The 14,013-nt window shown below is 59.6% G+C and carries 8 protein-coding genes; all 8 read right to left on the bottom strand.

Going from position 1 to position 14,013, the window contains the following annotated elements; all coding sequences use genetic code 11:
- Positions 1–57: 57 nt before the first annotated feature.
- Entirely contained in the window at positions 58–366 is a 309-nt protein-coding gene (locus KIS77_00420; GenBank protein MCW5920783.1) for a hypothetical protein, read from the bottom strand.
- Positions 367–718: 352 nt separating this feature from the next.
- Positions 719–922, bottom strand: a complete 204-nt coding sequence (locus tag KIS77_00415) for a hypothetical protein (protein MCW5920782.1) — start codon at positions 920–922, stop codon at positions 719–721.
- A gap of 311 nt (positions 923–1,233) precedes the next feature.
- The gene (locus KIS77_00410; protein ID MCW5920781.1) at positions 1,234–1,452 is read right to left on the bottom strand and encodes a hypothetical protein; all 219 of its coding nucleotides are present in this window, start codon (positions 1,450–1,452) and stop codon (positions 1,234–1,236) included.
- A gap of 731 nt (positions 1,453–2,183) precedes the next feature.
- A complete protein-coding gene (locus KIS77_00405) occupies positions 2,184–2,558 on the bottom strand; it encodes an HYR domain-containing protein (GenBank protein ID MCW5920780.1) in 375 nt (124 codons plus the stop codon).
- An 873-nt stretch (positions 2,559–3,431) separates the two neighbouring features.
- Positions 3,432–5,330: a hypothetical protein gene (locus KIS77_00400; GenBank protein MCW5920779.1), complete on the bottom strand. Its 1,899-nt coding sequence runs from the start codon at positions 5,328–5,330 to the stop codon at positions 3,432–3,434.
- Positions 5,331–5,459: 129 nt separating this feature from the next.
- Entirely contained in the window at positions 5,460–5,873 is a 414-nt protein-coding gene (locus KIS77_00395; GenBank protein MCW5920778.1) for a hypothetical protein, read from the bottom strand.
- Entirely contained in the window at positions 5,864–11,092 is a 5,229-nt protein-coding gene (locus KIS77_00390) for a hypothetical protein (protein MCW5920777.1), read from the bottom strand. The genes KIS77_00395 and KIS77_00390 overlap by 10 nt, the downstream gene beginning before the upstream one ends.
- A gap of 797 nt (positions 11,093–11,889) precedes the next feature.
- Entirely contained in the window at positions 11,890–13,989 is a 2,100-nt protein-coding gene (locus KIS77_00385) for a hypothetical protein (protein MCW5920776.1), read from the bottom strand.
- Positions 13,990–14,013 lie beyond the last annotated feature (24 nt).

Below are 14,013 nucleotides of genomic sequence, written 5' to 3'. Positions count from 1 at the left end.
TCAGGCTGTTGGTCAAGGACGACCGGGCGCAGTTGTCGTCGTGGGCGGGCTCCGAGCTCAGGCCGCCACGAAGTAGTGGCAGTACTGCGGCGTGTTGTCCAGCGCGTCGGGATGGCGGAGCAGTCTATCGTCGGGTTTCGTCGTCAGCAGCGTGAAGCTGACCTTGCAGGTCTCGACGTTGCCATAAATGTCGGTGCGACAATCGTCACGAATATCTTGTCGCCGTGCGCCACGCCGAAAAGAAGTGCCGGCCGCCGGACTGGGCGATACTGCGGCGATGCCGCAGTTGTCGGCGGCCACCACCTCCGGGACGAGGTCGGGCACCAAGCCCGTGCAGTCGCCCTCGCCGTTCGACGAGGTCGGCACCGCGCGGTCGGCGGGGCAGGTCGCGATGACGGGCTTCTCCACGTCGAGCACCGTCACAAGTGAAGGAGCACGCCACGGCGTTGCCCGCGTCGTCGCTCACCTCGAACGCCGTCGTGGCGCCGGCGTCGAAGAGATCCCCGCTGTTCGGCCCTCCAGAAGGGTCAGCGAGTAGCCCGGTGATTGTCCCCAAATATGCAGGAACGAGTAGGTCACGTAGGGCGCCGCACAGCCCGGCGTTGTTGTCGACCGTCGTGTTCGACGGGCGAGGTGATGGTCGGCCGACCGGGTCAGCACCGTCACCGTGAACGAGCACGCCGCCGTGTTGCCGCTCGCGTCCGTCACCTTGTACGCCTCAGTGTACACGCCGCCGTACCCGTAGTAGTTCGGCGTGGTAAGGCCGCTGGTCAGAACCGTCAGCGGGTTGGGGCAGTTGTCCGCCCCCGCCGGCGGGGGTGTACCGAAGGGTCACGCCGCAGGAGTTTCGCTGGCGACGAGCGCCGGGCTCGCCGGCGGGGTTGCCGACACCGCCGCTCAGGCTCCCGTCAATCCCGACCACGATGTCCGTCGGGCACGCTATCGTCAGATTCTCACGTCGCTCACCCTCCTCGAACGGGCACTCGGCGAAGCCGTTGCCGCCGCGTCGTAGTACCGCCAGACCACCACCGTCGTCCCCACCGGGAACACCGAGCCGGACTCCAGCCCTGGTTCAGGTACATCTCCATCCGGCAGCCCGCTCGTCGCTGTCGCAGTTGTCGCGGAAACGAACCGTGTAGTGAACCTCCGCCGCATACGCCCGGGTCGCTGTCAGCGCGATGGCGTCGGGGCACAGCCTCACCGTCGGCGGGGCGTCGTCCACCACCACTATCTTCACCACGCACGTCGCCGTGTTGCCGTGATGGTCACGTCGCCGTCCACGTCACCTTCGTTATCCCCAAATCGAACACCGCGTCGTACAGCGTGTTGTCGAGGTAGTGCGTCCGTAAAAGTGCCCCAGCCGGGCTGCGTCGCCCGGCAGTTGTCCGTCGCCGTCGCGTCCGGGTAGTCCCCGAACACCCAGTGCGAGCACCCGTCGTTCGTCCCGACCACCTGAAGACCCAGCGGGCACTCGATGTCCGGCCGCTCCGGTCACCGTATCGTTATCGTCCACGAGCGTCGGACGTTTCCCGCTCGCGTCCGTGGCCTCGGCAGGCTATCAGGTAAGGCTCGTCAACCTCGAGTACGAGCCCGGCGCAGGAAGCGCCCGCACGCCTCACCGTCGCGCCGCAGTCGTCCGTCGCCACCGGCGGCAACCACCACACCGGCAGCCCCGCACTTCCCGGGGTCGCTCGACAGCGTCTCAGACTCCGGGCAGTTCAAAAACACGGCGGCACCGTGTCCAGCACACCTCGTACGTCGCCGCGCAGCGCCCGTCGTGTTCCCGGCGGCGTCAGTGACGCCCACCACACCGTCGTCAGACCCACCGGAAAGGGCCCCGCCCTCCAGCGTGAACAGGTGCGGGCGCCATCAAAAGTCGTGCGGCGCTTCGCCCCACCGCAGTTGTCCGCGAACGACGGGTTCACCGCGTCCCGAGGGGCCTGTGACCGCAAAGCCCGGCGTCGCGTAAAGCGTCGCCGTCAGGCCAGAGCAGTCAACCGACGGCGGCTCGTCGTCCGCGAGCGTCACCTTCGACTGGCGGGAACTGTGTTGTTCCCGGCCGCGTCCGTGATACGAACGTCACCGACTGCTTCGACCCGTGCGACCCGCCGAGGACGCGCCCGGCCAGCGGCGACCTGCGTCACCCAGTCACCCGCAGTTGTCCGTCGCCAAAAGAGGCGCCGTCATGTCCGGGGCCCGCCCCGAGGCAGTCCCCCGACCCGTCGCTCGACGTGGCCGAGACGACCGGCGGCGGGCACTGCCCACGTGAACGGGCGCTCCCGGTCCTCCACCGTCACCGCGAACTCGCACTCCGCCGAGTTGCCCGCGTCGTCCGTCACCCGGAACCGAACCGTCACCGGGCCCCCGACCGGGAACGCCGAGCCGCTGTTCGGCCGCCAGCGCACGTCAGCGAGTACCCCAGGGCAGTTGTCCCCGTGGTACGGGTACGAGTAATTCACCGTCGCGTGGTAAGCGCTTAAGGTCGTCGGCACCGTCACGCTCTCCGAGCAGGTTATCGTCGGCTCGACGGGGTCTCCACCAGTATCGTGAACGAGCACGTCGCCACGTTCCCGCTCGCGTCGTAAACGTTGTACGTCTCCGTGTATATCCCACCGTACGCGTAGTGGCTCGGGGCGCCCCCAAGGCCGCTCTGAAGCACCGTCAGCGCGTTCGGGCAGTTGTTGTCCTCCCCACCGGCGCCTCGTAACGAAGCGTCACCCCGCACAGGCGCTGGCGACCAGCGCCGGGCTCGCCGAGAGGAGCCCCAAGGCTACCGCTCGCACGCTCCCGTCTATCCCAACCACGATGGGCAGTCAGGCACGCTATCGTCGGGTACTCGGCGTCCTCCACCGTCTCGCGAACAGACACTCCCGCGAAGTCGTTGCCCGCCGCGTCGACGTACCGCCACACCACCGTCGTCGTCCCCACCGGGAACAGCGAGCCCAGGGAAGACCCTCTATCAGCGCGCCCGGCCAGACCCGTCCCGTCGCAGTTGTCCGAGAACAGCGCCTCGTAGGCGTGAACCGCCCCGCAATCCCGGCGTCGCTCGGAAGCGTCACGCTCGGCGGGCACGACTGCACCGACAGGTGCTCCTTGTCCACCACCACCAGCGTCACCGTGCGAGCCGACGTGTTCCCGGCGTAGTCGACGCAGCCCACGTCACCTTCGTTATCCCGAGGTCGAACACCGCGTCGTACAGGTTGTCCTCAAGGTAGTGAACGTAACTGTGCTCCAGACGAACCGTCCCGGCGGTTGTCCGTCGCCGTCGCGTTCAGGTCGCTGCCACAGACCCGGTGCCAGCGCCAGCCCCCTCGTTCGTCGGGAGGTACACCGAGCATCCGGGCACTCGATGTCCGGACGCTCCAGTCGGCCACCGTCACCTTCCCTCGCACGGCGTGGCGTCGCCCTCGCCTAGTCTATCGCGTTGTACCTTATCGTGCTAACTGCCCCCTATCAGCAAAAAACTCCCCGGTGCCGGGCTGTACGCGGTTGATGCGCTCGACACCGCAGTTGTCGCCCGCGTGGGGAACGACCCAGCTCACGTACGCCCCGCACTTCCCGGGGTCGTTCGAGACCGTCACGTCCCCGGGGCACGCGTAAAAATACGGCGCCTCGTCGTCAACCACCACAACCTTGAACTCGCACTTCGCCACGCCACCGCTGCCGTCCTCCACCGAGTACCGAACCAGGGACTCCCCAACCTCGAAGTCCCGCGACGCGTACGAGAACATCCCCCCGCTGTATACCTGGTACAGGTCGTAAGGACCGTCGTACGTCCCGTCCGGGTTCTGGTACGACACTAAGTAGGATACGATGGGGCCACAACCGCTCGTTGGGATGGGGTGGTTCCACTCGTATTGACCTTCACAATCGCCTGTACCTCCCGCACTCGTAGTGATGGATACTGACGTTGGGCAGGTAATCATTAGGGCACCACCACTCTCAACCGTAATGCTAAATGTGCATGATACGGAGCATGTGCCATCATTGTAAATATAAGTTACTGTGTTCGTAGTGCCTACTGCAGCAGAGTAACTCGTACCGGTCACGCCATTGCCACTAAACGTGCCGCCAGCAGGCAGCGCGCCCAACGTCGTCAAATCCAAAGGCAGGTTGTCCACGCAAACCGACTGGTTGTCTGGGCAGGTGACATTGGGCAGCGCGTTCACCGTCATCGTGATGGTGTTCGATGTGGCGGTGAGCGGGTTGGCGCAGGGAGCGCTTGAGGTCAGCACCACCGAGATTTGGTCGCCGTTGGCCAGACCTGCGTCGGTGTAGGTATTCGAGTTGGTGCCGACATCAAGGCCGTTTTTCTTCCATTGATATGATGGGGTGGCGCCGCCGTTGGTCGGAATGGCCGTGAACGTCACGCTCGTGCCGGAGCATATCGTGTTGCCGGGATTGGCGGTAATGCTGACCGACGGCGTGACTGTCGCGTTCACCGTCATCGTGATGGTGTTCGATGTGGCGGTGAGCGGGTTGGCGCAAGGGGCGCTTGAGGTCAGCACCACTGAGATTTGGTCGCCGTTGGCCAGACCTGCGTCGGTGTAGGTATTCGAGTTGGTGCCGACATCAAGGCCGTTTTTCTTCCACTGATATGATGGGGTGGCGCCGCCGTTGGTCGGAATGGCCGTGAACGTCACGCTTGTGCCGGAGCATATCGTGTCGTTGGGAGCGACGGTGATGAGCACCGACGGCGTGACGTTGTTAGCCACCGTCATCGTGATGGTGTTCGATGTGGCGGTGAGCGGGTTGGCGCAAGGGGCGCTTGAGGTCAGCACCACCGAGATTTGGTCGCCGTTGGCCAGACCTGCGTCGGTGTAGGTATTCGAGTTGGTGCCGACATCAAGGCCGTTTTTCTTCCACTGATATGATGGGGTGGCACCGCCGTTCGTCGGAATGGCCGTGAACGTCACGCTTGTGCCGGAGCATATCGTGTTGCCGGGATTGGCGGTGATGCTGACCGACGGCGTGACTGTCGCGTTCACCGTCATCGTGATGGTGTTCGATGTGGCGGTGAGCGGGTTGGCGCAAGGGGCGCTTGAGGTCATCGTCACTGAGATTTGGTCGCCGTTGGCCAGACCTGCGTCGGTGTAGGTATTCGAGTTGGTGCCGACATCAAGGCCGTTTTTCTTCCATTGATATGATGGGGTGGCGCCGCCGTTGGTCGGAATGGCCGTGAACGTCACGCTCGTGCCGGAGCATATCGTGTCGTTGGGAGCGACGGTGATGAGCACCGACGGCGTGACTGTCGCGTTCACCGTCATCGTGATGGTGTTCGATGTGGCGGTGAGCGGGTTGGCGCAAGGGGCGCTTGAGGTCAGCACCACTGAGATTTGGTCGCCGTTGGCCAGACCTGCGTCGGTGTAGGTATTCGAGTTGGTGCCGACATCAAGGCGCCGTTTTCTTCCACTGATATGATGGGGTGGCGCCGCCGTTGGTCGGAATGGCCGTGAACGTCACGCTTGTGCCGGAGCATATCGTGTTGGATCGTCGGTGATGAGCACCGACGGCGTGACTGTCGCGTTCACCGTCATCGTGATGGTGTTCGATGTGGCGGTGAGCGGGTTGGCGCAAGGGGCGCTTGAGGTCAGCACCACCGAGATTTGGTCGCCGTTGGCCAGACCTGCGTCGGTGTAGGTATTCGAGTTGGTGCCGACATCAAGGCCGTTTTTCTTCCACTGATATGATGGGGTGGCGCCGCCGTTGGTCGGAATGGCCGTGAACGTCACGCTTGTGCCGGAGCATATCGTGTTGCCGGGATTGGCGGTAATGCTGACCGACGGCGTGACTGTCGCGTTCACCGTCATCGTGATGGTGTTCGATGTGGCGGTGAGCGGGTTGGCGCAAGGGGCGCTTGAGGTCAGCACCACTGGTTTGGTCGCCGTTGACCCAGACCTGCGTCGGTGTAGGTATTCGAGTTGGTGCCGACATCAAGGCCGTTTTTCTTCCACTGATATGATGGGGTGGCGCCGCCGTTGGTCGGAATGGCCGTGAACGTCACGCTTGTGCCGGAGCATATCGTGTCGTTGGGAGCGACGGTGATGAGCACCGACGGCGTGACGTTGTTAGCCACCGTCATCGTGATGGTGTTCGATGTGGCGGTGAGCGGGTTGGCGCAAGGGGCGCTTGAGGTCAGCACCACCGAGATTTGGTCGCCGTTGGCCAGACCTGCGTCGGTGTAGGTATTCGAGTTGGTGCCGACATCAAGGCCGTTTTTCTTCCACTGATATGATGGGGTGGCGCCGCCGTTGGTCGGAATGGCCGTGAACGTCACGCTTGTGCCGGGGCATATCGTGTTGCCGGGATTGGCGGTGATGCTGACCGACGGCGTGACTGTCGCGTTCACCGTCATCGTGATGGTGTTCGATGTGGCGGTGAGCGGGTTGGCGCAAGGGGCGCTTGAGGTCAGCACCACCGAGATTTGGTCGCCGTTGGCCAGACCTGCGTCGGTGTAGGTATTCGAGTTGGTGCCGACATCAATGCCGTTTTTCTTCCACTGATATGATGGGGTGGCGCCGCCGTTGGTCGGAATGGCCGTGAACGTCACGCTCGTGCCGGAGCATATCGTGTTGCCGGGATTGGCGGTGATGCTGACCGACGGCGTGACTGTCGCGTTCACCGTCATCGTGATGGTGTTCGATGTGGCGGTGAGCGGGTTGGCGCAAGGGGCGCTTGAGGTCATCGTCACCGAGATTTGGTCGCCGTTGGCCAGACCTGCGTCGGTGTAGGTATTCGAGTTGGTGCCGACATCAAGGCCGTTTTTCTTCCACTGATATGATGGGGTGGCGCCGCCGTTGGTCGGAATGGCCGTGAACGTCACGCTCGTGCCGGAGCATATCGTGTTGCCCGGGTTGGCGGTGATGCTGACCGACGGCGTGACATTGTTAGCCACCGTCATTGTGATGGTGTTCGATGTGGCGGTGAGCGGGTTGGCGCAAGGGGCGCTTGAGGTCAGCACCACCGAGATTTGGTCGCCATTGGCCAGACCTGCGTCGGTGTAGGTATTCGAGTTGGTGCCGACATCAAGGCCGTTTTTCTTCCACTGATATGATGGGGTGGCGCCGCCGTTGGTCGGAATGGCCGTGAACGTCACGCTTGTGCCGGAGCATATCGTGTTGCCGGGATTGGCGGTAATGCTGACCGACGGCGTGACTGTCGCGTTCACCGTCATCGTGATGGTGTTCGATGTGGCGGTGAGCGGGTTGGCGCAAGGGGCGCTTGAGGTCATCGTCACCGAGATTTGGTCGCCATTGGCCAGACCTGCGTCGGTGTAGGTATTCGAGTTGGTGCCGACATCAAGGCCGTTTTTCTTCCATTGATATGATGGGGTGGCGCCGCCGTTGGTCGGAATGGCCGTGAACGTCACGCTTGTGCCGGAGCATATCGTGTTGCCGGGATTGGCGGTGATGCTGACCGATGTGGCAACGGATTGGTTCACCGTGATGTCGAAGGTGCAGGTGTTGCTACAGCCGTCGCTGTTGGTGTAGGAATAGGTAATCGTGTTCGCGCCGAGATTGGCGGCGGAGGGGTCAAACTCGTTGTTTGTTACCCCGTTGCCACTAAAGTCGCCACCGTCGGGGGTGCCGCCCGAAAGGGCAAAGGGCGCGTCACCGCTGCACACCGTTTGTGGAGCGGGACAGGTGACAGTGATGGGGTTGATGTCTATCTCGGCCTCGTTTTCGACATTTACCGTCAAAAAGCACTGCTGGCTGTTGGTCGCCTCGATGGGTGTGATGACGGTGCCTACGATGTTCACAGGCTCGTCGGTGCCGGAGTTGGCCAATACTTTCAGGGTCAGCGTCAGCACCACCGTCTCGTCGGCCAAGTTTTCGCCTGCGATGCCGGCGGGGTCCACCCAACCGTAGGTCAGTATTCCGTTGTCCACTTCAAACTCGCCCACGGTACCTTCCGCGCCACCAATTTCGGTGGCGGTATAGCTCACATAGTCAAATTTCGCGGGGTCCCATTCCAGCACGAACTGGTAAGATTTGATGTCCACAAAATCATCTACCTCCACGCTGATGACCACGTTTTCGCCGCAAGTGGCGCTTGATGGGGCAACTGCCCGCAGGGTCATGGATGGTGTTAGATTGTAAGTAACCTCCATCTCGTCGGTAGCGGGGCAAGGCCCGTTTGCTGTCAGAGTCAGCGTGATGGGGTTGGCGTTGTTGATTGGAGGGGTGTAGTAAATCGCGAGCGAGTTGGCGTTCGGAGAAAATGTGCCGCCCGCACCGCCATCGTCCCAAGTGCCGCCCATGGCAGAGCCGCCTACCGTACCCACCACATAAACAATCCCGTTCACGCAGGTGGCTTGGTTGGGGCCTGCATCGGCGTTAGCAAGGGCATTCACCGTCATTGTGATGGTATTCGATGTGGCGGTGAGCGGGTTGGCGCAAAGGGCGCTCGAGTTCAACACCACCGAGATTTGGTCGCCATTTGCCAGACCTGCGTCGGTGTAGGTATTCGAGTCGGTACCGACATTCAGGCCGTTTTTCTTCCACTGGTACGATGGGATGGCGCCGCCATTCGTCGGAATGGCCGTGAACGTCACGCTTGTGCCAACACATATTGTATTGCCGGGATTGGCGGTGATGCTTACCGACGGTGTGACTGTCGCGTTCACCGTCATCGTGATGGTGTTAGAGGTGGCGGTAGCGGGGTTGGCGCAGGACTCGCTGGAGGTCAGCGCCACCGAGATTTGGTCGCCGTTGGCCAGACCTGCGTCGGTGTAGGTATTCGAGTTGGTGCCGACATCAAGGCCGTTTTTCTTCCATTGATACGATGGGGTGGCGCCGCCGTTCGTAGGAATGGCCGTGAACGTCACGCTCGTGCCGGAGCATATCGTGTTGCCCGGGTTGGCAGTGATGCTGACCGACGGCGTGACATTGTTAGCCACCGTCATTGTGATGGTGTTCGACGTGGCGGTGAGCGGGTTGGCGCAAGGGGCGTTTGAGGTCAGCACCACCAAGATTTGGTCGCCGTCCACTAAACCTGTGTCGGTGTAGGTGTCTGCGTCCGTGCCGACATCCGCGCCGTTCTTTTTCCACTGATATGATGGCGTGGCGCCGCCGTTGGTCGGAATGGCCGTGAACGTCACGCTTGTGCCGGAGCATATCGTGTTGCCCGGGTTGGCGGTGATGCTGACCGAGGGCGTGAGGGTGGTGGACACCGTCATTGTGATGGTGTTTGATATGGCGGTGGCGGGGTCGGCGCAATCGGCGCTGGAGGTCATTTCACAAGTTATCTCGTCGCCATCGGCCAATCCTGCGTCGGTGTATGTATCTGAGTCCGTGCCGACATCCACGCCGTTTTTCTTCCACTGATATGATGGGGTGGCGCCGCCGTTGGTCGGAATGGCCGTGAACGTCACGCTTGTGCCGGAGCATATCGTGTTGCCGGGATTGGCGGTGATGCTGACCGATGTGGCAACGGATTGGTTCACCGTGATGTCGAAGGTGCAGGTGTTGCTACAGCCGTCGCTGTTGGTGTAGGAATAGGTAATCGTGTTCGCGCCGAGATTGGCGGCGGAGGGGTCAAACTCGTTGTTTGTTACCCCGTTGCCACTAAAGTCGCCACCGTCGGGGGTGCCGCCCGAAAGGGCAAAGGGCGCGTCACCGCTGCACACCGTTTGTGGAGCGGGACAGGTGACAGTGATGGGGTTGATGTCTATCTCGGCCTCGTTTTCGACATTTACCGTCAAAAAGCACTGCTGGCTGTTGGTCGCCTCGATGGGTGTGATGACGGTGCCTACGATGTTCACAGGCTCGTCGGTGCCGGAGTTGGCCAATACTTTCAGGGTCAGCGTCAGCACCACCGTCTCGTCGGCCAAGTTTTCGCCTGCGATGCCGGCGGGGTCCACCCAACCGTAGGTCAGTATTCCGTTGTCCACTTGAAACTCGCCCACGGTACCTTCTACCCCGCCAATGACAGTGGCGCTGTAACTCACATAATCAAATTTGGCAGGGTCCCATTCCACCGCAAACTGGTATGATTTAATGTCCACAAAACCGTCCACTTCTATATTGATGGTCACGTTTTCGCCACAGGTGGCACTTGCCGGGGCTACTGCTCGGAGGGTCATTGGAGGCAATGAGCCGTAGGCGACGCGCACGGTATCGGTGGCTTGTGGTGGGCACGCACCCGTAGTGGTGAGTACCAACGAGATGGTGTCCGTGTTGCCCGCTGGGGGTATGTAAAAAGCATTGAGATTGTTGGCATTGGGCAAAAAAGTGCCACCCAAGCCGCCGTCGCTCCAAGTGCCGCCTGTGGCGGAACCGCCCACTGTGCCTGCCAAACGCACCACGCCATTCACGCAAGTCATGAGGTCCGCACCTGCATTGGCGGTGGGGGCTTCGCAGACGGTGATGTTGTCCACCGCAAAACTGGGACGGGAACCCATACCTGTCATGTCGCGCATGACCCAACGAATCTGCACAACTGGCTGATTATTGCAAGCAGCAGGTAAAGTGATTGTTCTGGTTTGTAAATTTTGGGGGGTGGTCACAGAACCAGTCTGCGTTTCCGTGTTGTTTTGATATTCTATGCCAGTCAGTGTAGTAAAATCACCGGACGTGCCTATCCTGTATTGTAATGTCGTTTCATTGATACGGGTGTTGGTGGTGCCATTGTAAGGGTTTCGAATGGTCATCACGTCGTAAGTAACCCGAATCGTGTTTTTTGAAGTGGTATTGATTGCCAATACTATTGAGGGGTCAATAGAACCGGATGACAATATACCAATTTTCCCATTGTAATTATGAACACCACCCGTAGCGGTCGCAGCCGTAGAGCTGGCTAATAAATTTGCATCTGCGATGGGCGCATTGGTTCTGAATACGCCTGAGGCCGAAACCCCTATTTCCCACCCTTGCCACCCTGCCGGATAAGTGGAAGATGAATGCGCCAAGGCAGTGAAATTCTGTGTATAAGGCAGGCTCTGCGCTGTTGGGTTGGTTTGCGCCCAAGCGACTTTGCCTATCAACAATGCAGCAAAACCAAACAACAACGCCTTCCAAGATATGGCTTGGCTGGATTTATTCGTCAGCGTATTTGCTTGTAATGAAATACTTGAGTAAAGATAATTTTTCATAATCAAGGTGGTGTTTAGCTTTTGAGTGCAAAGACTTTGAGGCGGTTGAAAACAAAAAATCGCCCTTTGGCGCGAGCAGCGCGAAAGGACGATTCGTGTATGACATTGAAAACGGAGATTTTACAAAGGAGCAGGGACGCAAACGAAGCGGCACACACGCCACTTGTTACTTGGGCAATCGCCCAAGACAGCACTCGCACCGACGGGAAAACAGCGCAAGTCAAACCAAGATGTACACACGAGGGTAGCAGTGTCGCCATCCAGTTTAAGTTTAACTTTTTATGAGATAGGGATTAAAAAAATGACTGGTTGGCATTTGACGCTACAAATACCAATCGGAGATGGGTCAAAAAATGAGTGAGGAAATTGCGGAGTCCGGTTTCGAATAAACCAGCGGACGCAACACGGAGGCGTTCAGACACCTAATCTAATGTCACTCATGAGATTACTACGGATTATCGGGTACTTGGATTAAAAATCGAAGCAAACATAACGCCAAATAGGGATTCGGCGAGCTCGTTTCCAATGTTAATTTTTTAATCCATCGAAAGTGAAAAGGTCGGAGTGGTTTAGAAAAACTCAGCAAAAAACTCGGATACTCGAAATTTCGTCGCTAAGTTCTTCTAAACCAATCTTATAGCCTGCTGAACAGCACACTATTGGACATTTTCAAATTTGCCACGAAGTCACAAAGAAGCAAAGCAAAATACGCATTGATTTGCCGCATTTTGTGCCTTTGTAGCACAAAAATAATGTACAGTAGCGTGATTGAGCAGACATAACCAATTCGCCCAGAACTACTCCCTTGTCAGCACCATTTTCTTTGCCAACACACCAAAAGGCGTGGTCAGTTCATAATAAAGAACACCCCTTTCGGTACCAAAATCAAATTCCACTTGGTGGTTTCCCGCAGGATAGGATGCAGAATGCTCACGCACCAAACGCCCGTTCGTGTCGAACACCCGCAGCATGGCATCGCAAGCGTCGGGCAATTCAAAACCTATCACCGTGCGGCCGTGGAAGGGGTTCGGGCGGTTCTGCTGCAACACCAACTTGCCAGTATGCGGCTCGCCGGTGCTCGTCACCACTGCGCCGTACACCAGACTCACCGGGCCGGGTGTGTAATCACCTTTGTACGCCTCGCCCAAAAGCACATCGTTGGTGAGGTGCAACACGTTGCTCAACTTGATGCCCTCGGCCAGTGCCTTGAAACGCAGCCTGAACACGGCGGTGCCGTCTTCCAATGTGATGGGCATACCCAGCGCTAAGGCGGCGCGGATTTCACCCTCCGCCAAGTTGTAGGTGCCAAAATTGCTCTCGTTCATCGGACTGCCTGAAATCGTTTCAATTTCCAGCAATTCAAGTTGAATCGGGTCGAATCGCATCCCAAACTGATATGCCAACAAGTCATAGAGGTTGTCGGCACGGAACTCGGCAACGAATGTTTCACCCTGTTGCAACAGCCTGTCTTGCACCCTCCAAATCAGGTTTGGCGCCAGTTGCCCACCGAAGTTGGCGGGATTGGCCGTGTTGTTCACGTCGCCCATTTTGATGCCGATAAAGTCTTGGTCGGTTTGGTCGCCGCTGATGCCCACCAGCGAGATTTTTTCCGGCGCGCTCCATGGGCTGGCCGGGACGGGAAACACATAATCCTTCGGCACAAAACGCCATGTCTTGTTGATGAAGGCAAGTTGATTGACCGGATTGCCAAGAATGGCCTGTGTAATGAATGATGCGTCCGCCGTCGTGATGGTATTGGTATAATTCACATCCGCAGCAATTAACTTATACGGGTCAGTTAAGAGGAAAATGTTGAGCGCGTGCTGGGTAATACGCGAAGCATCCGCAGTCGTCAAGCCATTGAGCGCATTGGGCAATGGCAGGTTCTTGACGGGGGTGATGTCAAAATCGGAGCCGCCGTTTGCGGCCAGGAGCGCGTAATCGCCATTGGTGTTGGTGATATCGGTGTCTGTATCATCCACGCTCAAGGTAGTCGTCGCATTGTTCACACCCGTCATGGTAGTCAGGCGGTCGCCCTCCCAAATGATGCGACCCGTGAAGTTGATGGCGCAAGGAGGCACATTCAAAATCACGTCGTCAAACGCGCTGCAAGTGCCATTTGTCACTGTCCAGCGGACTGTCGCGCTTGTGCCTGTGACGATGACTGTCGTTGTCGGGTCGCTATCATCGGTGATGGTCGCGGTGCCGCTCTCCAGTGTCCATACTCCTGTTCCCACGCTCGGTGTTGACTGTGTCATTGTGAATGTTCCGTTGTCACACTGTGTCTGGTCGGTCTCATCGGAGACCACTGGCTGCTCGTAAAAGTTCACCGTCACGTCGTCGGCGTCCGTGCAGGTGCCGTTGACCTCCGTCCATGTGAAAGTGTAGGCGCCGTAGGCCGTCACCGTCGCTGTCGCGGCCGGGTCGTTCGCGTCTGGCGCGAAGGTCGCGGTGCCGGGGCCGGCGTACGTCCATGTGCCGGTGCCGACGCTCGGCACGGCGTTCAGCGAGAAGGTCAGGTCGCACTCGTCGCCACCATTGCCAGCGTTCGCTACAGGCTGCTCGTAGAAGTTCACCGTCACGTCGTCGGCGTCCGTGCAGGTGCCGTTGACCTCCGTCCATGTGAAAGTGTAGGCGCCGTAGGCCGTCACCGTCGCTGTCGCGGCTGGGTCGTTCGCGTCAGGCGCGAAGGTCGCGGTGCCAGGGCCGGCGTACGTCCATGTGCCGGTGCCGACGCTCGGCACGGCGTTCAGCGAGAAGGTCAGGTCGCACTCGTCGCCGCCGTTGCCAGCGTTCGCTACAGACTGCTCGTAGAAGTTCACCGTCACATCGTCGGCGTCCGTGCAGGTGCCGTTGACTTCCGTCCATGTGAAAGTGTAGGCGCCGTAGGCCGTCACCGTCGCTGTCGCGGCTGGGTCGTT

Source organism: Saprospiraceae bacterium, assembly GCA_026129545.1.
Lineage (GTDB): Bacteria > Bacteroidota > Bacteroidia > Chitinophagales > Saprospiraceae > M3007.
This window is presented reverse-complemented; position numbering and strand designations above follow the sequence as displayed.